Here is a 23,788-nt window from a genome sequence, read left to right as displayed (position 1 = left end):
ACATGACCGCTTTTCAGGGGATTTCGTGGTATTTACTGCCCGGCCGACTGTTCGACTGTGGCAGCACCGCGAAGGAGTGGTGTGCCGTCAGGTCACCTCCGGCCGGGCGTACTCGCCCATCGCGTCGATCAGCCAGCGCGCCAGGTAGTCGGCGAAGGAGGAGCGCGGGAGGAGGCGGTAGGTGTCCTCGGCGGTCCGCCAGAGGAGCACCGGGACCGGGCCGAGCTGGGTGCTGACGGCCTCTCCGGGGGTGAAGACACGCGGGTGCAGGTCGAGCGGGCAGCCCTTGTCCAGGACCTCGCGGGCCGCGGGTCCGCGCAGTTCCAGGACCGTGCGGTTGGCCGACACGTCGACGACCGAGCCGGGTTCGCCGGCCAGCGCCTCGTGGAGCTCGGCGGTGAGCGGGGCCGTGCCGGGCGGCGCGACCACCAGCCATTCGTCCGGGCCGAGCCACAGCGTCGTGCGCGGCCCGGCCGGCGCGGTCTCCCCGCAGCGCGCGGGCAGCGCCGCGCCGAGGCACTTCTCGACCCGCGCGGCGGCGGCCGAGCCCGGTTCGACGCGCAGGCTCAGCATCGTGGTGTACGGCCACTCGCTCACGGAGACGCCGCGCGGGCCGGTGACCGTGGCGTCGCGGAGCCGGTCGGCGAGGTGGGCGAGCGGGCTGCGGCGGAGCGCCGCGGGGCCCGTGGCGGTGTCGGTGACGGTCGGCTCAGCCATCGCGCTTGGTCCCTTCGGGGTCGTAGAGGACGGGTCCGGAGACCTCGACGGGTACGAGGTCGTCGCCGACGACGGCGAGCAGGGTGTCGCCGATGCGGTCGCGCCCCGCCTTGACCATCGCCAGGCCGAACGGGCGGCCGAGCGCCGGGCTGTAGTAGGCGGAGGTGACGTGGCCGAGCATCGGCACGGGCCCGGCCTCGGGGGTGACGGGCACACCCCGGTCGATGAGTTGGGTGCCTTCGGGAAGGCGCGTGGTGCGGTCGGTGGGGAGCACGCCCACCAGGTGCTTGCGGTCGGCGCGTGTGGTGTCGGCCCGGGCGAAGGAGCGCTTGCCGACGAAGTCCTTCAGCTTGGAGACCACCCAGGCCATCCCGGCGTCCTGCGGGGTGACCGTGCCGTCGGTGTCCTGGCCGACGATGATGAAGCCCTTCTCGGCCCGCAGCACGTGCATGGTCTCGGTGCCGTACGGAGTGATGCCGTACGGGCGGCCCGCCTCGTACACCTCGTCCCAGACGGCCCGGCCGTACCAGGACGAGACGTTGATCTCGAAGGCCAGCTCGCCGGAGAAGGAGATCCGGCAGACCCGCGCGGGGACGCCCGAGGCGAGGGTGGTCTCGCGGAACGTCATGAAGGGGAACGCGTCGTTGGAGACGTCCAGGTCCGGGGCGACCCGGGCGATCACCTCGCGCGACTTCGGGCCGACGACGGCGACGGTGGTCCACTGCTCGGTGACCGAGGTGCACTTGACGTCCAGCTCGGGCCACTCGGTCTGCAGCCACTCCTCCAGCCAGTCCAGCACGGTCGCGGCGTTGCCGGTCGTGGTGGTCATGAAGTAGCGGTCGTCGGCGACGCGCAGGGTCACACCGTCGTCGAAGATCATGCCGTCGGGCTTGCACATCACGCCGTAGCGCGCGAAGCCGGGCTTCAGCTTCTTGAAGCCGTTGGTGTAGATGCGGTTGAGGAATTCGCCGGCGTCCGCGCCCCAGATCTCGATCTTCCCGAGGGTGGAGGCGTCCATGAAGGCGACGCCCTCGCGGGCCGCCCGGCACTCGCGCGCCACCGCGGTCTCCATGTCCTCGCCGGACAGCGGGTAGTACCACGGCCGCTTCCACTGCCCGACGTCCTCGAACTCCGCGCCGTGCTCCACGTGCCAGTCGTGGACGGCCGTGCGGCGCTCGGGGTCGAAGAGCTCGCCGCGCTCGCGCCCGGCGAGGGCGGCGAAGGAGACGGGGGTGTACGGGGCGCGGTAGGTCGTCGTCCCGATGTCACCGGGCGAGGCGCCTTCCTTGAGCAGTTCGCCGATGACGCCGATGGCGTTGACGCCGGAGGTCTTGCCCTGGTCGTTGGCGGTGCCGAGCGAGGTGTACCGCTTGACGTGCTCGGCGCCGCGCATCCCGGCGCCGGTGGAGCGCCGCACGTCGGCGACGGTCACATCGCGCTGGAGGTCGACGAAGTGGCTGTCCCAGGCCCCGGGGTCGTCGCCCTCGCCGGGGACGAGCCACAGCGGGCGGACGGGCGCCGGGAGTTCCGGCGTGCGCGCGGCCGGGACGTCGGCCGCGCACCCAGCGTCCGTGGCGGCCTGCGCCCCGGCCCTGGCCCCGTCCGCGACGCAGCCGGCCAGGTCGTACGTGCCGCACACCGCACCGGCGTGCCACTGGCCCTGCACCGGCTCCGTCGGTATGAAGCCCGCCAGACCGTCGTCCCAGCGCAGCTTCCCCTGCCGCTGGCTGTGCAGGTGCACGACCGGGCTCCAGCCGCCGGAGACCGCGAGCAGGTCGCAGTCGAAGGACCGGGCGGGACCGGTCAGTTGGCCGTCCTCGTCCAACGCGCGGACGGTGACGCCGGTGAGCCGCGGGTCCCCCGCGGTGCCGGTCACCGTGCTGCCGGTCAGCACTTCCACCCCGGTGGAGGTAGCGAACTCCCCCGCACGATCGGAGAGTTCGGTACGGGAGTCGACCACCGCCGCGACCTCGATGCCGGCCGCGCAGAGGTCGGCCGCCGTCTCGTACGCACTGTCGTTGGTGGTGGTGACCACAACGCGCGCGCCGGGCGCCACGGCGTACCGGTTGAGGTACGTCCGGACGGCGGAGGCGAGCATGACGCCGGGGCGGTCGTTGTCCGCGAAGACCAGCGGCCGTTCGTGGGCGCCGGTGGCCAGCACGACCTGGGCCGCCCTGATGTGCCACAGCCGCTGCCGCGAGACGCCTTCGGGTGCGTCGGCGCCGAGGTGGTCGGTGCGGCGCTGCACGGCGAGGACATAGTTGTCGTCGTAGGAGCCGAAGGCGGTCGTCCGGGAGAGGACGACGGTCTCGGGCGCCGTGTCGAGCGCGGCCCGGGTCTCCTGTACCCAGGTGAGCGCGTCCCGGCCGCCGACCGTCTCGCCGCGCCCGGAGAGCAACGAGCCGCCGCATTCGGGCTGTTCGTCGAGGAGGATCACCCGGGCGCCGGTGGCCGAGGCGGTGGCGGCGGCCGCGAGCCCGGCCGGGCCCGCGCCGATGACCAGTACATCGGTGTGCACGTACTTCTTGTCGTACACGGCGGGGTCGGGGGTGGGGTCCAGCCGGCCCTGGCCGGAGAGGGTGGTGGCGGACAGCCCGTCGTACAGCTCCACGGTGGTGGCGGGGAGCATGCCCTCCGAGCAGGGGCCCGCGAGCTGGAGCAGTGCGTTGGGCTCCTCGACGCCGGCGGCGGTGATGCCGCGCGGGCGGCCGCGGTAGATCGACGGCGCGACCTCTATGGCGCCCGCCGCGAGCAGTGCGGAGGCGACGGTGTCGCCCGGGTGCCCGGTCAGTTCGCGGCCGTCGACGGTGAAGCGGAGCGGGGTGGTGCGGTCGATGCGGCCCCCGAACGGGAGCCTGCGGTGCTGGTCGGTCATCGGTTCCCTCCCTCGGAGAGGACGTCGGGGCGCGGCTCGTTGAGCCGGTAGGTGGCCAGCACCTGGTAGGTGGCGGTGTCGCGTACGGCGTTGAACCAGCGGCGGCAGCCGGTGGCGTGCATCCACCGCTCGGCGAACGGGCCCTTGGGGTTGTCGCGGTAGAAGACGTACTCGGCCCACTGCCGGTCGTCGAGCGCGTGCGGGTCGGCGGGGAAGGGGACGTGGGCCTGGCCCCCGTAGTGGAATTCGGTCTCGTCGCGGGGACCGCACCATGGGCAGTCGATTCGGAGCACCGTGCCGTCCTCTCAGTGGGCCACGGCTGCGGCGCCGTGTTCGTCGATCAGGGCGCCCGTGACGAAGCGGTCCAGGGCGAAGGGGGCATTAAGGGGGTGCGGGGCGCCGGTGGCGATGGTGTGCGCGAAGGTCCAGCCGGCCGCCGGGGTGGCCTTGAACCCGCCGGTTCCCCAGCCGCAGTTGACGTACATGTTCTCCACGGGCGTGGTGCCGATGATCGGCGAGGCGTCCGGGGTGACGTCGACGATGCCGCCCCAGGTGCGCAGGACATGGGCGCGTGCGAAGACGGGGAACAGCTCCACCGCCGCGGCCATCTGCTGCTCGATGACATGGAACGCGCCGCGCTGCCCGTAACCGTTGTACGAGTCGACGCCCGCGCCCATCACCAGCTCGCCCTTGTGCGCCTGCGAGACGTAGACGTGCACGTGGTTGGACATCACGACGGTCGGGTGGACCGGCTCGTGCAGCTCGGAGACGAGCGCCTGGAGCGGATGCGACTGTACGGGCAGCCGGAAGCCGGCCTTCTCGGCGAGGACGCTGCTGTGGCCCGAGCTCGCGAGGCCGACCCGGCCTGCGTTGATGCGCCCGCGGGTCGTCTCCACGCCGACGACCCGGTCGCCGTCCTTCACGAAGCCGGTGACCTCGCAGTGCTGGATGATGTCGACGCCCATCTCGTCGGCGCGGCGGGCCAGCGCCCAGGCGACGTGGTCGTGCTTGGCGATGCCGGCCCGGGGCTGGTAGGTGCCGCCGAGGACGGGATAGCGGGTGTCGGAGGAGACGTTGAGGATCGGGCAGACCTCGGCGACCTGCTGCGGGTCCAGCCACTCCGCGTCCACGCCGTTGAGCTTGTTGGCGCCGACGCGGCGAACGCCTTCGCGTACGTCCTGGAGGGTGTGCGCCAGGTTGAGGACGCCGCGCTGGCTGAACAGGAAGTCGTAGTCCAGCTCTTCGGGCAGCCCCTCCCACAGCTTCAGGGCGTGCTCGTAGATCCCCGCGCTCTCGTCCCAGAGATAGTTGGAGCGGATGATCGTGGTGTTGCGGGCCATGTTGCCGCCCGCGAGCCAGCCCTTCTCCAGGACGGCGACGTTGGTAATGCCGTGGATCTTGGCGAGGTAGTAGGCGGTGGCCAGGCCGTGTCCGCCACCGCCGACGATCACGACGTCGTAGGAGGAGCGGGGCTCGGGGTTGCGCCAGAGGTGATCGGGGTGCTCGGGCAACGGCTTGGTGCTCATACGGTGGCTCCGTTCGCGCCCGCGGTGAGGGCCGGGTACAGGGGGAACTTGTCGGTGAGCGCGGTGACTCGGGCGCGCAGCGCGGTGGCGCGCTCCTCGTCGGGCTCGTCCTTCAGCGTCTGCGCGATGATGTCGGCGACCTCGCGGAACTCCTCGGTGCCGAAGCCGCGGGTGGCGAGCGCCGGGGTGCCGATGCGCAGGCCCGAGGAGACCATCGGGGGCCGGGGGTCGAAGGGGACGGCGTTGCGGTTGACGGTGATGCCGATGCGGTGCAGCCGGTCCTCGCCCTGCTGGCCGTCCAGGGTGGAGGCGCGCAGGTCGACGAGGACAAGGTGGACCTCCGTACCGCCGGTGAGGACGGAGACGCCCGTCTCGGCGACATCGTCGGCGAGCAGCCGCCCGGCGAGGATGCGCGCGCCCTCCAGGGTGCGCCGCTGCCGCTCCTTGAACTCCTCGGAAGCGGCGACCTTGAAGGCCACGGCCTTGGCGGCGATGACGTGCTCCAGCGGGCCGCCCTGCTGACCGGGGAAGACCGCCGAGTTGATCTTCTTGGCGAGCTCCGCCTTGGAGAGGATCACACCGCCACGCGGCCCGCCGAGCGTCTTGTGGGTGGTCGTGGTGACGACATCGGCGTACGGCACGGGGCTGGGGTGCAGCCCGGCGGCGACCAGCCCCGCGAAGTGCGCCATGTCAACCATCAGATACGCGCCGACCTCGTCCGCGATCCGGCGGAAGGCCGCGAAGTCGAGCTGCCGCGGGTACGCCGACCAGCCCGCCACGATCATCTTGGGCCGGTGCTCACGGGCGAGGCGGGCGACCTCGTCCATGTCGATCCGCATGTCGTCCTTGCTGACGTGATACGGAACAACGTTGTAGAGCTTGCCGGAGAAGTTGATGCGCATGCCGTGGGTGAGGTGCCCACCGTGCGCCAGGTCCAGGCCGAGGATGGTGTCGCCCGGCTTGAGCAGCGCGAACATCGCGGCGGCGTTGGCCTGCGCGCCGGAGTGCGGCTGCACGTTGGCGGCCTCGGCGCCGAACAGCTCCTTGATCCGGTCGATCGCTATCTGCTCGACCACGTCGACGTGCTCGCAGCCCCCGTAGTAACGGCGGCCGGGGTACCCCTCGGCGTACTTGTTGGTCAGGACCGAGCCCTGTGCCTCCATGACGGCGGCCGGCGCGAAGTTCTCCGACGCGATCATTTCCAGGGTGGACTGCTGACGGTGGAGCTCGGCACCGACGGCGGCCGCGACCTCGGGGTCGAGCGCGCCGAGCGGTGACGTGAGGGCGATCGAAGCATTCGCTGCCATCTGCGCACTCCTAGAATCCAGCTGAAGAGCAACTGATATATCAGGCTGTGCGGTAAGGTATGTGAGTCCGAAGAACAGGTCAAGAGGTGGCTTGATGAACGGTCCGAAGTCCAGGTCAGAGGAGCGGCAGGGAGAGCTGTCGCTCGCCGAGCAGGCGTACCGCGCCATCCGGGACCGCTTGATCATGCTGGACATCCGCCCCGGCGCGCCGATCAACGAGGACCAGCTCTCCCAGTCCCTCGGCTTCGGCCGCACCCCGGTGCGCGAGGCACTCAAGCGCCTGCAGTACGAGCGGCTGATCGCCACCTTCCCCCGCCGCGGCACCTTCGCCACCGAGGTCAACATCACCGACCTCGCACACATCTCCGAGGTCCGCCGGCAGCTCGAGCCGATGGCCGCGGCGCAGGCGGCGCGCCGCGCCACCGCCGCGGACCGCGCCCGGCTGACCGAGCTGCTGCGGGAGCTGGAGAGCGCGGGCGAGCAGGGCCGCAGCCCGGACGACCTGATGCGGCTCGACCTCGCGGTGCACCGCGCGATCTACGCCGCCACGCACAACCCGTACCTGGAAGACACCCTCGTCGCCTACGACAACCTCGCCACCCGCGTGTGGTGCCTGTTCGTCGACCGGCTGCCCGGCATGGCGGGCCACATCGGCGAACACGGCCCGCTGCTGCGCACCATCACGGCCGCCGACCCGGACAAGGCCGCCGAGCTGGCCCGCAGCCACGTCGAGGGCTTCGAACGAGCAATCCGCGAGGCGATCTGACCGTACGGGCCGCCTGTACCGGTGGTTGCGCCACCAGCAACTACTGCTCTTCCTCGCGCAACTCAGCGCGCCCGGCAACCCACTTCTCCCCTAACGGTTGCCTTGACAGTCGGCGTCAGCGTTCCCATATTGGCAACGCGGTTGCTGCACACGCAACGCAACTCTGACGCTTGAACCGAGGAGGACGCATGTCCGCACCCGCTCTCGAACGTCTCAAGCTGATCCGCAACGGTGAGAAGGCACAACTCACCTTCTCCGAAGGGGAGATGGACCGTCGGCTGGCGCTGCTGCGCAAGGTCATGGCCGAACTGGACGTCGAGGTAGCGCTGTTCACCTCGTACCACAACGTCAAGTACTACTCGGACTTCCTCTACACCTCCTTCGGGCGCCCCTACGCCCTGCTGGTCGCCCAGGACGATCAGATCACCGTCTCGGCCAACATCGACGCCGGGATGCCCTGGCGGCGCGGGTACGGGGACAACGTCGTCTACACCGACTGGCGGCGCGACAACTACGTGCACGCGATCCAGGAGGCGCTCCGCACGCGCGGCCTCACGCCCCGCCGGATCGGCGTCGAGCACGACAGTCTGCCGCTGGACACCCTGCGCATGTTCGAAGCGGCCTTCCCCGACGCCGAGTTCAGCGATCTCGCGCAGGCCGCGATGCGGCAGCGGATGGTCAAGTCCGGCGAGGAGATCGCCCTGATCAAGGAGGGCACCCGGATCGCCGACCTGGGCGGCGCCGCCGTCCGCGAGGCCATCGCCGAGGGCGTACCCGAGTACGAGGTCGCGCTCGCCGGTACCGAGGCGATGGTCCGCGAGATCGCCAGGGCCTTCCCGCACACCGAGATCCGCGACACCTGGGTGTGGTTCCAGTCGGGCGTCAACACCGACGGGGCGCACAACTGGCCCACCACACGGAGGATCGCGCGCGGTGACATCCTCAGCCTGAACTGCTTCCCGATGATTTCGGGTTACTACACGGCGCTGGAGCGGACGCTGTTCTGGGGCGAGCCGGACGCCCGCTCGCTGGAACTGTGGGAGATCAACGTCGCGGTGCACCGCCGCGGCCAGGAGCTGATCAGGCCGGGCGTGAGCTGTGCGGAGATCGCCCACGAGCTGAACGAGATCTACCGTGGGCACGGGCTGCTCCCCCATCGCACCTTCGGATACGGGCACTCCTTCGGCGTCCTGTCGCACTACTACGGGCGCGAGGCGGGGCTGGAGCTGCGCGAGGACGTCGACACGGTGCTGGAGCCGGGCATGGTGGTGTCCATGGAGCCGATGATCATGGTGTCGGAGGGCGAGCCGGGTGCCGGCGGCTACCGCGAGCACGACATCCTCGTCGTCGGCGAGGACGGCGCCGAGAACATCACCGGCTTCCCGTACGGGCCCGAGCACCACATCCTGGGCGTCTGACCGGGAATGCGTATGGGGCAGGATGGGATTCACCATGGCTGACAACCGGACAGACAAGAACGCCGAAGCCTCCGGCGAGAGCCGCGGCATCTCCGTCCTGCACAACGGCATTTCGGTCCTACGCACGTTCAGCGCCGCGGAACCCCTGCTGGGCGTCACCGACATCGCCGCCCGCGTCGGCCTCCACAAGAGCACGGTCTCCCGGCTCCTGGCCACGCTGGAGCAGGAAGGGCTGGTCGAACGGGACCCGGAGACCCGGCGGTTCCGGCTGGGCCTGGGTGTCATCGCCATGGCGGGCCCACTGCTGGCCGACCTCGACGTGCGCCGGGTCGCCCATCCCGTCCTGCGGGAGCTGGCCCGGCGCACCGGCGAGACCTCGGCACTGATGCTCTGGAACGGTTCCGAGTCGCTCTCCGTCGAGCAGGTGCCCAGCCGGCACGAGGTCAAGCACACCACCCCGCTGGGCACTCGGTACCGCACCGCTCACAGCGCCTCGGTCCAGGTCTTCCTCGGCGGGCTGGCCGAGGAGCGGGCCCGCACGCTGCTCACCGACGGCACGCTCGTCCCGCCGGGCCCGGACGACGACACGGCCCTGGACACCTACCTCCGACGCCTCCACGAAGCCCGCAAGCGCGGCTACGCGACCAACTACGGCGAGACCAGCCTGCAGGAAGTGGGCGTCGCCGCACCGGTCTTCGACCACCGGGGCGACATCGCGGCCGCCGTGCTGGCCTCGGCGCCGCGCTTCCGCGTCTCGCCCGACGAACTGCCGGTGCTCGGTGACGCCGTGCGCGCCGCCGCCGACCAGGTCACCGAGCGGCTCGGCGGCCACCGCCCGGCGAGCGACGGCGGCTGACCGGCCGGCCCCCGGCCGGCCGCGCGTCGATCCAATCCGTGAGGCTCTGCCCCGGGTTTCCCTGACACGGGGCGGATGCGGGACCGTGTACGGGAGGGACCGGGGGAACTGATGACGACAACAGCACGGCCCAGAGCGGCAGTACCACCGGCCACTGCAGGGCAGCCTCCCTCTCCGGAGGAGATGCGACGGACCATGGGGACGTTCGCGACCGGGGTGACGGTGGTGACCGGAGTGGACGGGGGCGAACCGGTCGGATTCACTTGCCAGTCCTTCGCCTCGGTGTCCCTGACTCCCCCGCTGGTGCTGTTCTGCGCCGACCACCGGGGCCGTAGCTGGCCGCGCATCCGAGCCGCCGGCCGCTTCACGGCCAACGTGCTCGCCGAGGACCAGACGGAGCTGTGCGCGCGCTTCGGCTCGCGCGCCGGCCGGAAGTACGAAGGGCTCGGCTGGGACCTGTCCCGCTGGGGCACGCCGTCGCTGCCCGGGGTCCTCGCGCGGGTGCACGCCGAGATCACCGCCGTGCACGGCGCGGGCGACCACGATGTGGTGATCGGGCGGGTCCTCGCGGTGGAGACCGGACGCGAGACCCGCCCCCTGCTCTTCTTCCGGGCCCGGTTCGTCAAAACCGCAGCCGCTGCTCCGTCTTCAGGCCGGCCTCGCCCGCTGCCCTCATAGAAGGCCGGGCCAGGCCCTTTCACATCACGGTCGCCGAGCCCTCCGGCTCCTGTCCTTCCGGTCCCGGCATCCGGGCGGCGATCACGGCGATGTCGTCGTTGCTGGTGGCGGACGGGCCCTCGACCAGGGCGCGGCAGAATTCGTCCAGCGGCTCGGTGGCGAGCCGCGCTGCGTGCCGGCGCAGCCGTTCCAGTCCCTGGTCGATGTCCTCGTCGGCGCGTTCCACGAGGCCGTCGGTGTAGAGCAGGACGATGCTGCGCGGCGGCAGCGGTTCGGTGGTGCTGGCCCGCTCCTTGTCCGGGGCCAGCCCGCCGAGCATGATGTCCTGCGCCGCGTCCAGGAACCGCGCCTCGCCGTCGGCGGTGATCAGCAGCGGCGGCGGATGCCCCGCGACGCTGAAGTGGAGCTGCCGCGGCCCCCCGGACTCTCCCTCGATGCGCGCGTACACGCAGGTCGCGGTGCCCTCCTCCATGTCGAGGATCTGGGTGCCCACGTCCAGCCTGCGCAGGATGTCCCCGGGCGGCTCCTGCCGGTCGACGACCAGGCCGCGCAGCATGTTGCGCATCTTGCTCATCGTCACGGCGGCGGTCAGGTCGTGGCCCGCGACATCGCCGATGATCAGTGTGGTGGCGCCGTCGGGCAGCACGAAGGAGTCGTACCAGTCGCCGCCGACCTCGTCCGCCATGGAACTGGGCGTGTACCGGGCGACGATCTCCAGGCCGTCGACCGTGGGCGGATCGGTGAGCAGGCTCCGCTGCAGTGCGAGGGCGATGCGCTGGGTGTGCCGCAGCTCGAGGGCGTGGCTGAAGACCGGCAGGGACTGGTCCAGTACGGCCCGGATGAGGCCGAGTTCGTCGCGGCTGAACGGTTCCCGGCCGCGGCAGGCGTAGACGGTGAACACCGCGTGCACGCTGCCCGCGACGGTGACGGGGAACATCACGACGTCGTGCACGCCCGCCTCCTCCGCCCAGACGTTCACGCCGGGCGGCACCTTCCCGGCCGGTACGGGGCCGGGATCGAGGGTGCGGTGGACCGGGCGGTGTTCGCGGATCGCCTGGTCGAAGGCCGATCCGGGCTTCACCCGTTCGGGGCGCAGCGGAGCCATCGCCCCCGGCAGCCCGTCCCGGATGGTGGCGGAGATGCGGTGGATGACCCGCCCTTCCCGCTCGGTGCCCGGCTCGCCCTCGGGGAAGAGGTACACCCCGCAGGCGTCGGCCAGCTCCGGCACGATCACCCGCCCCACCGCCGCGAAGGCGTGGTCGGCGCGGGCCGACTCGGTCACCGCGGCGGAGGCCCGCACCAGCAGTTCCTTGCGGCGCTCCGCCAGCCACTGGTCCTCGATGTCGGCGCAGGCTCCGATCCACTCCACGACCCGGCCCGCCTCTCGGATGGGCACCGCGCGCAGCTCGCAGTGGCGGTGGCAGCCATCCTTGTGGCGCAGCCGGAAGCGGTGCTGGAACAGCTCCGGCACCTCCTGGACCGCGCGCCGCCATGCCTCGGCGAGCGCGGCGCGGTCGTCGGGGTGCGCGGAGTCCAGCCAGCCGTCGCCGCGCAGCTCGTCCCACGACATGCCCGTGACCTGCTCCCAGCCCGGGCTGCGCTCGATGAGCCGGCCGTCGGGGTCGGTGACCCACACCTTCTGCGCCCCGGCCGTGACCAGGCTCTGGTACCGGTGGAGCACGCGCAGCCGCTTCTCCGAGAGCAGCCGGGCCCGCTCCTTCGCGGTGACCTCGCCGGTGACCTCCATGGCCACCAGCAGCACGCCCACCTGCTCCGGGGCGCTCGCCCGCCCCTCGGACGCGGCCCGGGACAGGCTGAGGCTGAACCAGCGGTCGCGCACCTCGCCCCGCGCGTCCTCCAGGCGTACCGGCCGGTCCGGGCCGATCTGTGCCGGCTCGCCCGTCCGGTACACCCGGTCCAGGATCGAGAATGCCTCCTGCTGCTGAAGATCGGACAATGCCTCCCGGGCGGGCACGCCGAGCGGCCGGTCCCCGAAGAGCCGCCGGTAGACGGCGTTGGTGTACGCCAGGACGTGGTCGGGCCCGTGGAAGACGGCCACGGCCACCGGCGCCGGGTCGAACACGTCCAGCGCCGGGATGCCCGGCGTCTCCCCGGCGGAACCGCCCGTACCGGCACCTCCGGGCCCGTCTCCGTGTGGCTGCTCAGTCACCATCACGCCCACTTCCACGTCGTGTATGCATCATTTCTACTCAATATCGGGCGTTTCCGTCGGGCGGAACGCGTGATCGGGTGGGACCGCGGTGCAGGGCTCTCGTTCGGGACCGGGATGCAGGCCGGCCGGAAATCGCCGGCCGCGCCCGCGACGGCCCCGGCCCTCCCGGACCCGCTGGCAGGATGCTGGGCATGACCGACCATCCGCTGCTCGGAACGTATGAGGTGGCCGCCGTCGAGCCGTATCTCGCCCGGGTGGGCGAGGTGTTCTCGGCCGGGCCCGTGCATGACTCGGGGTGCCGTACGTACGGCGTGCGGCTCCCCGACGGGGAACGCTGGTGCGTGAAGGAGGCGCTGACGGACGCGGCGCAGCGGTCGCTGGACCGTGGCTGGCTGTTCCACCGCGCGGTACGGCATCCGGTGATCGTCCCGCAGGTGCACCGCTGGCAGGTGGGCGAGCGGACCGCCGCCGTACTGCCCTGGCGGGACGGCGAGCCGCTGTACCACCGTGCGCCGGCCCGCGTCCCCGGGGAGCCCCGGGGCGCCGCGCTGGCCCGCTTCCGGGCGCTGCCCGTGGAGCGGGTGCTGGCGGCGCTGGACCTGATCCTGGACGCGCACCTGGCGGTCGAGCAGGCCGGGCACGTCGCGGTGGACTTCTACGACGGCGCTGTGCTGTACGACTTCGCGACGCACACCCCGCATCTGATCGATCTCGACGAGTACCGCCGCGGCCCGTTCGTCCTGCAGGCCGACCGGCTGCCGGGGTCGCGGCGGTTCATGGCACCGGAGGAGTGGGTGCGCGGGGCGGTCATCGATGTCCGTACGACGGTGTACACGCTCGGGCGGACGGCGCGGCTGCTGATGGACGCGGGCGACGAGGAGCGGGCGTGGCGGGGCACGCCGCGGCAGCGCGCGGTGATAGCGCGGGCCACCTGCGCCGATCCGCCGCACCGCTTTCCGAGCGTGCGGCAGCTCGTCGGGGAGTGGCGGGCGGCCGGCCGCGAAGTACCGGCCGATCCCCACGAACCCCTTGGCCGCGGCGAGTTGATGCATTAATCTACCGGGCAGAAATGGTGCATTAATGCATCGAGGAGGGTGCGCGCACCACCAGGCAGACAGCCACGAAAGGCAGCGAGCCGTGGAGAGCGACCGGTCAGGCGATGGCATCGTCCGATGTCGTGCCCAACGGGTCGAGCGCGGAGAGCAGATCGGGGTGGACCTCGAAGGAATCGAGGAGTCCGGTCAGGCGCAGCAGCCGGACGACACTGGGACTGCTGTCGTCCGAGATGAGCCGCAGCCGGCCGTCGCGCGACAGGATCCGCAGCCGCGCCCGGCACAGCAGCGACAGGCCGCCGCAGTCCATGAAGGTCACCCGGCGCAGGTCCACGACCAGGTCGGGGCGTCCAGTACTGGTGAGCACGTCTATGCGGTCGGCCAGATTGATCCTGGCAAGGATGTCCAGCTCCCCGCTCAGTTCCATGACCGTGGTGGCACCCACGGCCCTTTCCCGGCCCCCGAAGGACCGCCTCTCTTCGGCCATCCCCGTCCCCACTTCACTGTTCGGCCGAGACGCGCGATAGCACCGCACACCGGCGATGGAGTCTTGCGGAGGTGGGGGGCACCCGCGGAGTAAGGTCGCGCAACGACCACCGTCGGCGTTCGGGAATCCGCGCCGTGCCGGCCGTCGGCAGGGTCCGGGTCATCGGCCGGTCCGTTACGTGTGAATACGGTGTACCCGGCCTGGCTGGCCCGAGTCAACAACTTGGTTGTACCAGAAAGTTGTTGACTCCCTTCCGCCACTCTTCGCCACCCCTCGCGCTCCGCTCCCTCGGCCGCGTGCACAGGAGGAAGACCCGCTGTTCCGCGCGTTGCCCGGATATGCGGGGAGCGTCCGCGCACACGGATATGCGCCGACGCCCCCGCCATCCCCCGTACGGCGCTCCCCGGCGCCGCGGGCACCATCCTGCCGCCGCGGCGGGTCCGGGGAAAGACGCTCCCGATAGGTCTTCCGTGCACATTGATGCGCCAGTGCTTATCAATGTGCCCATCGGCGTAAAAGAAACGGTGCATGGGACCGCCGCGGGCGGGGCACCCGGCGCACCTGGAACGCCGGCACTCACCCGGTCGCACGACCCCGGCCGCGGCCCGATGGCGGGCCGCAGGGGTGCGTGCCAGCGTGTCCAGGGGTGGCGCCGCCACCGGGCCCCTGCTGCCGATATTGCGAGGACCGTGATGGAACGACCCAGAGTGCTGATCGTGGGCGGCGGCTTCGCCGGCGTCGAGTGCGCCCGCGTCCTGGAGCACGGCCTGGAGGCCCGCGAGGCCGAGCTGACGCTGGTCTCCCCCACCAACTACCAGCTTTATCTGCCACTTCTGCCGCACCTGGCGGCCGGCGTGGTCACCCCCCAGTCCATCGCCCCCTCCTTGCGCCGCGTCCTGCACCGGACCCGGCTCGTACCGGGCGGCGTGATCGGCGTGGACACCGCCGCCAAGGTCTGCGTGGTCCGCCAGATCACCGGCGAGACCGTCAACCTCCCGTACGACCACCTCGTCCTGACCCCCGGTTCCGTCACCCGGACCTTCGACATCCCGGGCCTGACCGAGCACGCGCGGGGCATGAAGACGCTCGCGGAGGCCGCGTACATCCGTGACCACGTCATCGCCCAGCTCGACATCGCCGCGTGCTGCGCCGATCCGGCCGAGAAGGCCGCGCGGCTGCAGTTCGTGGTGGTCGGCGGCGGTTACGCGGGCACCGAGACGGCCGCGTACCTGCAGCGGCTGACCAGCGCGGCGGCGGCGCGCTACGCGGGGCGCATCGAGCCCGACGAGATCAAGTGGCATCTGATCGACATCGCGCCGAAGCTGATGCCGGAGCTGGGCGAGCGGCTCGGCACCAAGGCGATGGAACTGGTCCGCCACCGCGGCATCGAGGTGTCGCTCGGAGTGTCCGTCAAGTCGGTCACCGAGGACACCGTGACCTTCACCGACGGCCGGGTACTGCCCTGCCACACGCTCATCTGGACCGCCGGCGTCGCCGCGAGCCCGCTGATCGGCACGCTCGGCGCGGAGACCGTGAAGGGCCGGCTGGCGGTGCACGCGGACCTGTCGGTGCCGCGGATGCAGGGCGTATGGGCCTGCGGCGACGCCGCCGCCGTGCCGGACATCACCAAGGAGGGCGGCGCGGTCTGCCCGCCCACCGCACAGCACGCGCAGCGCCAGGGCAAGCACGCCGCGAAGAACATCATGGCCTCGCTGCGCGGCCGGCTGAGCACCCCGTACAAGCACAAGGACCTGGGGCTGGTCGTCGACCTCGGCGGCGCCGACGCGGTGTCCCGGCCGCTGGGCAAGGAGCTGGTCGGCCTGCCCGCGCAGGTGGTGGCACGCGGCTATCACCTGATGGCGCTGCGGACCGGCACCGCGCGGTTCCGTACCGTCGCGAACTGGCTGCTCAACGCCACGGCGGGCGACGATTTCGTACGGACCGGGTTCCAGTCGGGCCGGGAGGCGACGCTGCGCGACTTCGAGCGTACGGACGCCTATCTCTCGGCGGAGGCCGTACAGGCGCAGACCGGCGGGCGCCCGAACAACTGACGGCCGGGGCGGCGCGGCCGGGCGGTCCTCAGACCTGCTCGGCCGCGTCGTCGTCCACCGGCAGGTCGCGGGCGCCCAGGCGGAGGTGCTCGATGTGGTAGACGGCCTCGTCCAGGAGCTGCGCGACGTGGTTGTCGTAGAGGCTGTAGACGATGCGGCGGCCCCGGCGGGCGCCGGTGACCAGGCCCAGGGCGCGCAGCAGCCGCAGTTGGTGGGAGACGGCCGACTGCTCCATGCCCACCGCTTCGGCCAGCTCCCCCACCGGGCAGGCCCCTTGGCGGAGCCGGGTGAGGATCATCAGGCGTGACGGCGTGGCCAGCGCCTGCAGCGTGGCGGCGATGGTCGCGGCGGACTCCGCGTCCAGATGCTCGGCCGGCGTGACCCGGGCGTCGACTCCATGTCCCATGGGCCCATCGTAACGACCGGCACACTTGAAGACCTCTTCATGTATTCGGCTATGGTGGCAGTGACGCGTACACATGAAGACGTCTTCATGCGTACGTAGTACTCGTCCCCGCCCGTATGTCGTCCGCCGGCCCTGCCGCGCGGACGTCTCCGCTCTCCGAGGTGTCTTCCCCATGGCTTCCACGCTGGCCGACGAGCCCACGGCCGCCGCCACCGCGCCGGCGCCACCGGCCCCCGCGGCACTCCCCCGCCGTACCAGGCTCTTCGCGCTGCCCGAGGTCCGCTGGGCCGCGCTCGCCCTGCTCGCCTTCCTGATCGCCTTCCCGCTCGACCTCATGGGCGCGCCCGCCTGGGCATGGGGCCCGTTGTACGCGGTCTGTTACGCGGCGGGCGGCTGGGAGCCGGGCTGGGCGGGCCTGACGGCACTGCGCGAACGCACCCTGGATGTCGACTTGTTGATGGTGGTGGCAGCGATCGGCGCCGCCGCCATCGGCCAGTACCTCGACGGCGGCCTGCTCATCGTGATCTTCGCGGTCTCCGGTGCGCTGGAGGCCCTGGCCACCCGGCGCACCGAGGACTCCGTACGCGGCCTGCTCGACCTCGCGCCGTCCACCGCCGTCCGGCTGACGGCCGACGGCGAGGAGACGGTCGCCGCCACCGCGCTGGCGGTCGGCGACACCGTCCTGGTACGCCCCGGCGAGCGGCTGCCGGCCGACGGCACCGTGCACGACGGCGCGAGCGAGGTGGACCAGGCGTCCATCACCGGCGAGCCGCTGCCCGCCGAGAAGCGCACCGGCGACACGGTCTTCGCGGGCACCCTCAACGGCACCGGCGCACTGCGCGTACGGGTGGACAAGGACGCGTCCGAGTCGGTCATCGCACGCATCGTGACGATGGTCGAGGAGGCCAGCGGCACCAAGGCGCCGACGCAGCTCTTCATCGAGAAGATCGAGCAGCGGTACTCGGTCGGCGTGGTGGTGGCCACCCTCGCGCTCTTCGCGGTCCCGCTGGCCTTCGGCGCGGACCTCACCGCGACGCTGCTGCGCGCCATGACCTTCATGATCGTGGCCTCCCCGTGCGCCGTCGTACTGGCCACCATGCCGCCGCTGCTCTCCGCCATCGCCAACGCCGGGCGGCACGGCGTCCTGGTGAAGTCGGCGGTGGCGATGGAGCGGCTGGGCTCGGTCACCCGGGTCGCGATGGACAAGACCGGCACCCTCACCGAGGGCACTCCGCGGGTCGCCGCCGTCCAGGCGCTGCCCGGCTTCGGCGAGGACGAGGCGCTGGCGGCGGCCGCGGCGGCCGAGCTGCCCAGCGAGCACCCGCTCGCCCGCGCCGTGGTCACCGCCGCCCGCGAGCGCGGCCTGCGCCTGACGGACGCCGCGGACTTCTCCTCCGTACCGGGCCGGGGCGTGCGCGCCGAGGTCGGCGGGCGCACGGTCCGAGTGGGCAGCCCGACGGCCCTGCTGGACTCGTCGGACGGCGCGGACGATGCCCGTAAGGCCGTCGCCGCGTACGAGGACGAGGGCCGCACCGCCGTCGTCGTCCTGATCGATGACGCGCCCGCCGCCGTGCTCGCGCTCGCCGACCGGCTGCGGGCCGGCGCGCCCGGGGCTGTCGCCCGGCTGCGCGCGCTGGCCGGCGCCGAGCCCGCCCTGCTGACCGGCGACAACGCCCGTACCGCGGCACGCACGGCCGACGAGTCGGGGATGACGGACGTACGGGCCGGGCTGCTGCCCGAGGACAAGGTGGCGGCCGTACACGCCTGGCAGCGGGAGGGCGAGCGCGTACTGGTCGTGGGCGACGGCGTGAACGACGCGCCCGCGCTGGCCGCCGCCGACAGTGGCGTGGCGATGGGCCGGGCCGGCTCGGACCTGGCGCTGGAGACGGCCGACGCGGTGGTCGTGCGGGACGAGATCGGCGCCGTGCCCACCGTTGTGGCGCTCTCCCGGCGCGCCCGGAAGCTGGTGACCCAGAACCTCGTCATCGCGTCGGTGTGCATCGGCGGCCTGGTGGTCTGGGACCTGGCGGGCCATCTGCCGCTGCCGCTGGGCGTACTGGGGCACGAGGGCTCGACCGTACTGGTGGGGCTGAACGGGCTGCGGCTGCTGCGGGCCGCGGCGTGGCGCCGGGCGGCAGTCTGAGGCCGGGCACATCCCCTCCGGAAGAGGAAGCAATTGACCTCAACATTGGTTGAGGTCATAGCTTCTTCATGTGTCGCCGGTCGGTCCCGGCCCGCGACGAACCACCGTTGCTTCCCGGAGGACCGCGATGGACATGGAAGTCACCGCCTGGCATTCGCTGCACAGTACGATCACCGCGCAACAGGACAAGCGCCCCTTCTCGCGCGGGACCGTGCGCCGCATCGCGGCCTTCGCCCGCCCGCACCGCCGCCTCATCGCGGCGTTCCTGCTGCTCAGCACCGTCACGGCGATGCTCGCCGTGGCCACTCCGCTGCTCGCGGGCCGCGTCGTCGACGCGATCGTGCACCGCTCCTCCACGGACCTGGTGCTCGGCCTGTCCGGGCTGATCGCGGCCATCGCGCTCGCCGAGGCGGGCCTCGGGCTGCTCACCCGCTGGCTGTCCGCGAACATCGGCGAGGGCCTGATCCTGGACCTGCGCGCGACCGTGTACGACCACGTCCAGCGGATGCCCGTCGCGTTCTTCACCCGTACCCGCACCGGCGCCCTGGTCAGCCGGCTCAACAACGACGTCATCGGCGCGCAGCGGGCGTTCAGCGACACGCTCTCGCAGGTCGTCGGCAACATCGTCACGCTGATCCTGACGCTGGTCGTGATGCTGGGCCTGTCCTGGCAGATCACCTTGATCGCCCTCGTACTGCTGCCGGTGTTCGTCCTGCCGGCGCGGCGCGTCGGGCGGCGCCTGGCGGACTTGCGCCGGGAGGCCGCCACGCACAACGCCACGATGGGCACGCAGATGACCGAGCGGTTCTCCGCGCCCGGCGCGACGCTGGTCAAGCTCTTCGGGCGGCCCGAGCAGGAGTCCGCCGAATTCGCCGCGCGGGCGCGCCGGGTGCGCGACATCGGTGTCCGTACCGCCATGGTGCAGACGTTCTTCGTCACCGCGCTCACGCTCGTCTCCGCGCTCGCGCTGGCCGTCGTCTACGGGCTCGGCGGCTACTTCGCCCTGCGCGGCAGCCTGGAGCCCGGCGCGATCGTCTCCCTCGCCCTGCTGCTGACCCGGCTGTACGCGCCGCTGACCGCGCTGTCCGGTGCCCACGTCGAGGTCATGAGCGCCCTGGTGAGCTTCGAGCGGGTCTTCGAGGTGCTGGATCTGAAGCCGCTCATCAGCGAGAAGCCGGACGCCCGCAAGGTGCCCGACGGCCCGCTGGCCGTGGAGTTCGACGGCGTGCGCTTCGGCTACCCGGCCGCCGACAAGGTCTCCCTCGCCTCCCTCGAAGAGGTCGCGACGCTGGACACGAGGGGCGGCGACGAGGTCCTGCACGACGTGTCCTTCCGCGCCGAGCCGGGCCAGATGATCGCCCTGGTCGGCTCCTCCGGCGCCGGCAAGTCCACCATCGCGCAACTGCTGCCGCGGCTGTACGACGCGGACGAGGGCGCCGTACGCATCGGGGGCGTGGACGTGCGCGACCTGTCCGCCGCCTCGCTGCGCGAGACCCTCGGCATGGTCACCCAGGACGGCCACCTCTTCCACGACTCGCTCCGCGCGAACCTGCTGCTCGCCCGGCCCGAGGCCACCGAGGAGGAGCTGTGGGACGTACTGCGACGGGCCCGCCTGGACGGCCTGATCGCCTCGCTGGCGGACGGTCTGGACACGGTCGTCGGCGAGCGCGGGTACCGGCTCTCCGGCGGTGAGCGGCAGCGGCTGACCATCGCCCGGCTGCTGCTGGCCCGCCCCCGGGTGGTCATCCTCGACGAGGCCACCGCGCACCTGGACAACACCTCCGAGGCGGCGGTGCAGGAGGCGCTGACCGAGGCACTGGCGGGCCGCACCTCCCTGGTGATCGCCCACCGGCTGTCCACCGTGCGGGCCGCCGACGTCATCCTCGTGGTCGAGGACGGCCGGATCGTGGAGCGCGGCAGCCACGAGGCGCTGCTCGCGGCGGGCGGCCGCTACGAGGAGCTGTACCGCACGCAGTTCGCCGAGTCGCCGGCCGATTCGGCTGTCACGCAGAAGGCCGCGCAGAAGGCGGCGGCCGTGAACTGATCCGGCCTCAGCCGTACGGCTCGCGACATCACCGGCCGGTCCCGCCCCTTGGCGGCGACCGGCCGATGCCGAACACTCGGAGGGTGACTCAGCGCGCCGAACACTCGACCGTCATGGACCGCCTCGCGATCGACGACCTCATCACCGGTTACGCCCACGCCGTCGACGACGGCGACTGGGACGCGTACCGGGAACTGTTCACCAAGGACGGCCGGGCGGACTACCGCTCGGCCGGCGGCATCGAAGGCGGCTGCGAGGAGATCGCCGGCTGGCTCTCGGAGACGATGCGCCACTTCCCCGTCCGCCAGCACCTGATCGTCAACCGCCGGATCGCACTGGCCACCCGGGACGGCGCCCCCGGCGACACCGCCACCGTACGCGCCGACTACCTCAACCCGATGCGGCTCGCGGACCCGGCCGGCGCCACCCCCGCCGACCACGGCGCGATGGCACCGAACTACACCTGCGGCGGCCGCTACGCCTTCACCGTCCACCGCACCCCGGAGGGCTGGCGGCTGGCGGAGGTCGTCGTCCACGAGAAGTGGCGCCAGGTGGTGCCGAACGGGAAAGTGTGAAGCGGCCTCCCCCGCACGGCTCTCTCCTGAACGTGAGCCGCCGCGCCCCCTGGGCATGATCGCCCTCCTGGCGCACACTGGGCGTCCGACCCGAGAGGGGGACACGGCATGCGCCGCCCGGCAGGCGAGAAGGACCCGAGCCCCGGCTCCCCCCGGTGGCGCGCCGTCGCCGCCGTGGTGGCCGGCGCGCTGCCGGCCCTGTGCTTCCCGGCGCCCGGGCTGTGGTGGCTCGCGTACGTCGTCCTGGTCCCCTGGCTGGCGCTGCCGGCCACCGCCCGCACGCCCCGGCGCGCCGCGCTGGAGGGCTGGCTGGGCGGCACCGGCTTCATGCTGGCGGTGCACCACTGGCTGCTGCCGAGCCTGCACGTCTTCCTGCTCGTACTGGCCGCACTGCTCGGCGCGCTGTGGGCGCCGTGGGGCGTGCTCGTCCGCGATCTGCTGCGGGGCCGGCCGGGGCCCGCGCGCTGCGCGGCGGCGCTGCTGCTCGTGCCGTGCGGCTGGCTGCTGATCGAGCTCGTACGGTCCTGGGAGTACCTGGGCGGGCCGTGGGGCGTGCTCGGCGCGAGCCAGTGGCAGGTGGCGCCCGCGCTGCGGCTCGCTTCGCTCGGCGGCGTCTGGCTGCTGACGCTGCTGCTCGTCGCGGTGAACACCGCGCTGACCGTAGTGCTGCTGTCCCCCACTGCCCGCCGGACCGCGCTCGGCGGACTGCTCGCGGTCGCCGTCGCGGCGGGCGCCGCGTGGGCCTGGGCGCCGCGCCCCGAGTCCGCCGGCACGGCCCGGATCGCGGTGGTGCAGGCGGGCGTGGTGGCCGGTCCCGACGCCCGGTTCGCGCGGGGCGAGCGGCTGACCCGTGCCCTGGCGGGCCGCGGCGTGGACCTGGTGGTCTGGGGCGAGAGCAGCGTCGGCGCCGACCTGAACCAGCGCGCCGACCTGCGCGCCCGGCTGGCCGCGCTCTCCCGCGAGGTGGACGCCGACCTGCTGGTGAACGTCGACGCCCGGCGCGCCGGCCTCCCCGGTATCTACAAGTCGTCCGTACTGATCGGCCCCGACGGCCCGACCGGCGACCGCTACGACAAGATGCGGCTGGTGCCGTTCGGCGAGTACGTACCGGCCCGCGCGCTGCTCGGCTGGGCGACCAGCGTCGGCAAGGCCGCCACCGAGGACCGCCGGCGCGGCACCCGCCAGGTCGTCATGGCGGCGGGCCCGGACGCGTCACCGGACCTGCGGTTCGGCCCGCTCGTCTGCTTCGAGACGGCCTTCCCCGACATGAGCCGCCGCCTGGTCCGCGACGGCGCGGGGTTGCTGGTCGCGCAGTCCTCCACCTCGTCCTTCCAGGAAAGCTGGGCGCCCGAACAGCACGCGTCGCTGGCGGCACTGCGCGCGGCGGAGACCGGGCGCCCGATGGTCCACGCGACACTGACCGGGGTCAGCGCGGTGTACGGACCGGACGGCGCACCGGTCGGTGCCCGACTGGGCACCGACCGCGCCACCGCCGCGGTCTACACGCTCCCGCTGGCGCACGGCACCAGCCCGTACGTCCGCTTCGGCGACTGGCCGCTGTACGCGGCCCTGCTCGCGCTCGCCGCATACTGCCTGCGCACGGGCGTACGGGCACTGCGGCCACCGTCGGCACGGACGCCGGGCGACCGGAGCACCGAACTGCCCACCCAGCCCGTCACGCGCACCCTCCGCTTTCTCAGGCGCCCCCGCCCAGCACCTCGGTGAGCACTCGCTCGCACAGCTCGTGCGTGCGCAGCGCGTCCTCGGCGGTCAGCAGCGTCCCGGCCCGTACCGCGTCCAGGAAGGCCAGCGCCGCCTGCTCGATGCCGCGCTGCCGGGCGACCGGCACCCAGTCGCCGCGCCGCCGCACGCTCGGCTGCCCCTTGTGGTCGATCACCTCGGAGAGGTTGACCACCTGGCGCTTGGTGTCCTGCCCCGAGACGTCGAGGATCTCCTCGGCGGAGCCGCTGAGCCGGTTCATGGTGCCGATCGCGGAGAATCCGTCGCCGGACAGGTGCAGGACGACGTGGTGCAGCAGCCCGTCCCGCATCCGCGCCCGTACGTGCACGTCCTCGATGGTCCCCGGCGCCAGGAAGCGCAGCGTGTCGACGACGTGGATGAAGTCGTCCAGCACGAGGGTGCGCGGGTCCTCGGGCAGCCCGACGCGGTTCTTCTGCAGCAGGATCAGGTCGCGCGGGTGCTCCAGGCACTGCGCGTACCCGGGCGCGTAACGGCGGTTGAAGCCGACGGCCAGGCTGACGCCGCGGTCCGCCGCCCGCCGCACGAGCCGCTCGCTCTCGCCGTAGTGGTAAGAAATCGGCTTATCGACATAGGTCGGCACGCCGGCTTCTATGAGGCGACCGACGATCTCGGGGTGCGCGACGGTCGGCGCGTGCACGAACGCCGCGTCCAGCCCCGCCGCGAGCAGCGAATCCAGGTCGGCGTGGCGCTGCGGCGCGGGCAGGTGGAGGGTGTCGGCGACCCGGTCGAGGGTGGCCGGAGTGCGGGTCTGCACGTGCAGTTCGACTCCGGGCTGCACCCCGAGCACGGGGAGATACGCCTTCCGCGCGATGTCGCCGAGGCCGATGCAGCCTACCTTCACGGGTGTTCACCTCTGGTGTGTCGATCTGATGTGTCGATGCGATGCGTCGAGCTGATGTGGCGGTCGGACGCCCCGGTCCGGTGAGCGGGAGCGCGCGAGTGTGTACGGGGAG

At 72.3% G+C, this 23,788-nt stretch carries 19 protein-coding genes; 10 read left to right on the top strand and 9 right to left on the bottom strand.

Annotated features, from left to right (window positions below; all coding sequences use genetic code 11):
• Window positions 1-87: 87 nt before the first annotated feature.
• The 5 genes from IG84_RS0109025 to glyA are packed head-to-tail and all read right to left on the bottom strand — an operon-like array spanning window position 88 to window position 6,425.
• On the bottom strand, window positions 88-717 hold the full coding sequence (locus tag IG84_RS0109025) for a sarcosine oxidase subunit gamma (protein WP_031053601.1): 630 nt from the start codon (window positions 715-717) through the stop codon (window positions 88-90).
• Entirely contained in the window at window positions 710-3,592 is a 2,883-nt protein-coding gene (locus tag IG84_RS0109020; RefSeq protein ID WP_031053598.1) for a sarcosine oxidase subunit alpha family protein, read from the bottom strand. The genes IG84_RS0109025 and IG84_RS0109020 overlap by 8 nt, the downstream gene beginning before the upstream one ends.
• A complete protein-coding gene (locus IG84_RS0109015; RefSeq protein WP_031053595.1) occupies window positions 3,589-3,885 on the bottom strand; it encodes a sarcosine oxidase subunit delta in 297 nt (98 codons plus the stop codon). Before IG84_RS0109015 ends, IG84_RS0109020 begins: the two co-directional genes overlap by 4 nt.
• 12 nt (window positions 3,886-3,897) lie before the next feature.
• Complete coding sequence (locus IG84_RS0109010) at window positions 3,898-5,118, bottom strand: sarcosine oxidase subunit beta family protein (protein WP_031053593.1); 1,221 nt, start codon at window positions 5,116-5,118, stop codon at window positions 3,898-3,900.
• Window positions 5,115-6,425 carry a serine hydroxymethyltransferase gene (gene glyA, locus IG84_RS0109005; RefSeq protein ID WP_031053592.1) on the bottom strand — a complete coding sequence of 437 codons (1,311 nt, stop codon included), beginning with the start codon at window positions 6,423-6,425 and terminating at the stop codon, window positions 5,115-5,117. Before glyA ends, IG84_RS0109010 begins: the two co-directional genes overlap by 4 nt.
• Window positions 6,426-6,519: 94 nt before the next feature.
• Between glyA and IG84_RS0109000 the strand changes: the two genes are divergently transcribed.
• The 4 genes from IG84_RS0109000 to IG84_RS0108985 all read left to right on the top strand — a co-directional run bounded on the left by IG84_RS0109000 (window position 6,520) and on the right by IG84_RS0108985 (window position 10,143).
• Window positions 6,520-7,191, top strand: coding sequence for a GntR family transcriptional regulator (locus IG84_RS0109000; protein WP_051861535.1), 672 nt, complete (start codon window positions 6,520-6,522; stop codon window positions 7,189-7,191).
• Window positions 7,192-7,379: 188 nt separating this feature from the next.
• Window positions 7,380-8,609 carry an aminopeptidase P family protein gene (locus IG84_RS0108995; RefSeq protein ID WP_031053590.1) on the top strand — a complete coding sequence of 410 codons (1,230 nt, stop codon included), beginning with the start codon at window positions 7,380-7,382 and terminating at the stop codon, window positions 8,607-8,609.
• Between the two features lie 34 nt (window positions 8,610-8,643).
• Window positions 8,644-9,465, top strand: a complete 822-nt coding sequence (locus IG84_RS0108990) for an IclR family transcriptional regulator (RefSeq protein ID WP_031053588.1) — start codon at window positions 8,644-8,646, stop codon at window positions 9,463-9,465.
• A gap of 195 nt (window positions 9,466-9,660) precedes the next feature.
• Window positions 9,661-10,143 (top strand): flavin reductase family protein, encoded by a 483-nt coding sequence (locus tag IG84_RS0108985; protein WP_245659278.1) that lies wholly within the window; start codon window positions 9,661-9,663, stop codon window positions 10,141-10,143.
• Window positions 10,144-10,162: 19 nt separating this feature from the next.
• Here the strand turns inward: IG84_RS0108985 and IG84_RS0108980 are convergent, their stop codons facing one another.
• On the bottom strand, window positions 10,163-12,316 hold the full coding sequence (locus IG84_RS0108980; RefSeq protein WP_078648724.1) for a SpoIIE family protein phosphatase: 2,154 nt from the start codon (window positions 12,314-12,316) through the stop codon (window positions 10,163-10,165).
• Window positions 12,317-12,507: 191 nt separating this feature from the next.
• On the opposite strand from IG84_RS0108980, the gene IG84_RS0108975 reads away from it, so the two are divergent.
• A complete protein-coding gene (locus IG84_RS0108975; protein ID WP_051861533.1) occupies window positions 12,508-13,371 on the top strand; it encodes a serine/threonine protein kinase in 864 nt (287 codons plus the stop codon).
• 97 nt (window positions 13,372-13,468) lie between these two features.
• Here IG84_RS0108975 and IG84_RS0108970 read toward each other — a convergent pair whose 3' ends face one another.
• Complete coding sequence (locus IG84_RS0108970; RefSeq protein WP_245659277.1) at window positions 13,469-13,813, bottom strand: STAS domain-containing protein; 345 nt, start codon at window positions 13,811-13,813, stop codon at window positions 13,469-13,471.
• Between the two features lie 734 nt (window positions 13,814-14,547).
• Between IG84_RS0108970 and IG84_RS0108965 the strand changes: the two genes are divergently transcribed.
• Window positions 14,548-15,906 (top strand): NAD(P)/FAD-dependent oxidoreductase, encoded by a 1,359-nt coding sequence (locus tag IG84_RS0108965; protein WP_031053580.1) that lies wholly within the window; start codon window positions 14,548-14,550, stop codon window positions 15,904-15,906.
• Between the two features lie 28 nt (window positions 15,907-15,934).
• Here the strand turns inward: IG84_RS0108965 and IG84_RS0108960 are convergent, their stop codons facing one another.
• Window positions 15,935-16,312, bottom strand: coding sequence for an ArsR/SmtB family transcription factor (locus IG84_RS0108960; protein WP_031053578.1), 378 nt, complete (start codon window positions 16,310-16,312; stop codon window positions 15,935-15,937).
• A gap of 172 nt (window positions 16,313-16,484) precedes the next feature.
• On the opposite strand from IG84_RS0108960, the gene IG84_RS0108955 reads away from it, so the two are divergent.
• The 4 genes from IG84_RS0108955 to lnt all read left to right on the top strand — a co-directional run bounded on the left by IG84_RS0108955 (window position 16,485) and on the right by lnt (window position 22,799).
• Window positions 16,485-18,455, top strand: coding sequence for a heavy metal translocating P-type ATPase (locus tag IG84_RS0108955; protein ID WP_031053576.1), 1,971 nt, complete (start codon window positions 16,485-16,487; stop codon window positions 18,453-18,455).
• Between the two features lie 127 nt (window positions 18,456-18,582).
• Window positions 18,583-20,499: an ABC transporter ATP-binding protein gene (locus IG84_RS0108950; protein ID WP_031053574.1), complete on the top strand. Its 1,917-nt coding sequence runs from the start codon at window positions 18,583-18,585 to the stop codon at window positions 20,497-20,499.
• 83 nt (window positions 20,500-20,582) lie between these two features.
• Window positions 20,583-21,074, top strand: coding sequence for a nuclear transport factor 2 family protein (locus IG84_RS0108945; protein WP_031053570.1), 492 nt, complete (start codon window positions 20,583-20,585; stop codon window positions 21,072-21,074).
• Between the two features lie 108 nt (window positions 21,075-21,182).
• Entirely contained in the window at window positions 21,183-22,799 is a 1,617-nt protein-coding gene (gene lnt, locus IG84_RS0108940; RefSeq protein ID WP_051861532.1) for an apolipoprotein N-acyltransferase, read from the top strand.
• Here lnt and IG84_RS0108935 read toward each other — a convergent pair.
• Complete coding sequence (locus tag IG84_RS0108935) at window positions 22,771-23,676, bottom strand: Gfo/Idh/MocA family protein (protein WP_031053566.1); 906 nt, start codon at window positions 23,674-23,676, stop codon at window positions 22,771-22,773. The two genes, lnt and IG84_RS0108935, sit on opposite strands and share 29 nt — an antisense overlap.
• Window positions 23,677-23,788: the final 112 nt, after the last annotated feature.

The organism is Streptomyces ochraceiscleroticus, from assembly GCF_000720485.1.
Classification (GTDB): Bacteria; Actinomycetota; Actinomycetes; order Streptomycetales; family Streptomycetaceae; genus Streptomyces; species Streptomyces ochraceiscleroticus.
Note: the sequence above shows the minus strand (reverse complement) of the source record. Positions and strands in the feature narration are given on the sequence as shown.

Excerpts from the sequence above, each read along its gene's own strand:
- IG84_RS0109010 (WP_031053593.1), bottom strand. The coding sequence starts at position 5,118 with ATGAGCACCAAGCCGTTGCCCGAGCACCCCGATCACCTCTGGCGCAAC.
- IG84_RS0108960 (WP_031053578.1), bottom strand. The coding sequence starts at position 16,312 with ATGGGACATGGAGTCGACGCCCGGGTCACGCCGGCCGAGCATCTGGAC.
- IG84_RS0108975 (WP_051861533.1), top strand. The coding sequence starts at position 12,508 with ATGACCGACCATCCGCTGCTCGGAACGTATGAGGTGGCCGCCGTCGAG.
- IG84_RS0108950 (WP_031053574.1), top strand. The coding sequence starts at position 18,583 with ATGGACATGGAAGTCACCGCCTGGCATTCGCTGCACAGTACGATCACC.
- IG84_RS0109020 (WP_031053598.1), bottom strand. The coding sequence starts at position 3,592 with ATGACCGACCAGCACCGCAGGCTCCCGTTCGGGGGCCGCATCGACCGC.
- IG84_RS0108995 (WP_031053590.1), top strand. The coding sequence starts at position 7,380 with ATGTCCGCACCCGCTCTCGAACGTCTCAAGCTGATCCGCAACGGTGAG.
- IG84_RS0108965 (WP_031053580.1), top strand. The coding sequence starts at position 14,548 with ATGGAACGACCCAGAGTGCTGATCGTGGGCGGCGGCTTCGCCGGCGTC.
- lnt (WP_051861532.1), top strand. The coding sequence starts at position 21,183 with ATGCGCCGCCCGGCAGGCGAGAAGGACCCGAGCCCCGGCTCCCCCCGG.
- glyA (WP_031053592.1), bottom strand. The coding sequence starts at position 6,425 with ATGGCAGCGAATGCTTCGATCGCCCTCACGTCACCGCTCGGCGCGCTC.
- IG84_RS0109025 (WP_031053601.1), bottom strand. The coding sequence starts at position 717 with ATGGCTGAGCCGACCGTCACCGACACCGCCACGGGCCCCGCGGCGCTC.
- IG84_RS0108985 (WP_245659278.1), top strand. The coding sequence starts at position 9,661 with ATGGGGACGTTCGCGACCGGGGTGACGGTGGTGACCGGAGTGGACGGG.
- IG84_RS0108980 (WP_078648724.1), bottom strand. The coding sequence starts at position 12,316 with ATGGTGACTGAGCAGCCACACGGAGACGGGCCCGGAGGTGCCGGTACG.
- IG84_RS0109000 (WP_051861535.1), top strand. The coding sequence starts at position 6,520 with ATGAACGGTCCGAAGTCCAGGTCAGAGGAGCGGCAGGGAGAGCTGTCG.
- IG84_RS0108955 (WP_031053576.1), top strand. The coding sequence starts at position 16,485 with ATGGCTTCCACGCTGGCCGACGAGCCCACGGCCGCCGCCACCGCGCCG.
- IG84_RS0108990 (WP_031053588.1), top strand. The coding sequence starts at position 8,644 with ATGGCTGACAACCGGACAGACAAGAACGCCGAAGCCTCCGGCGAGAGC.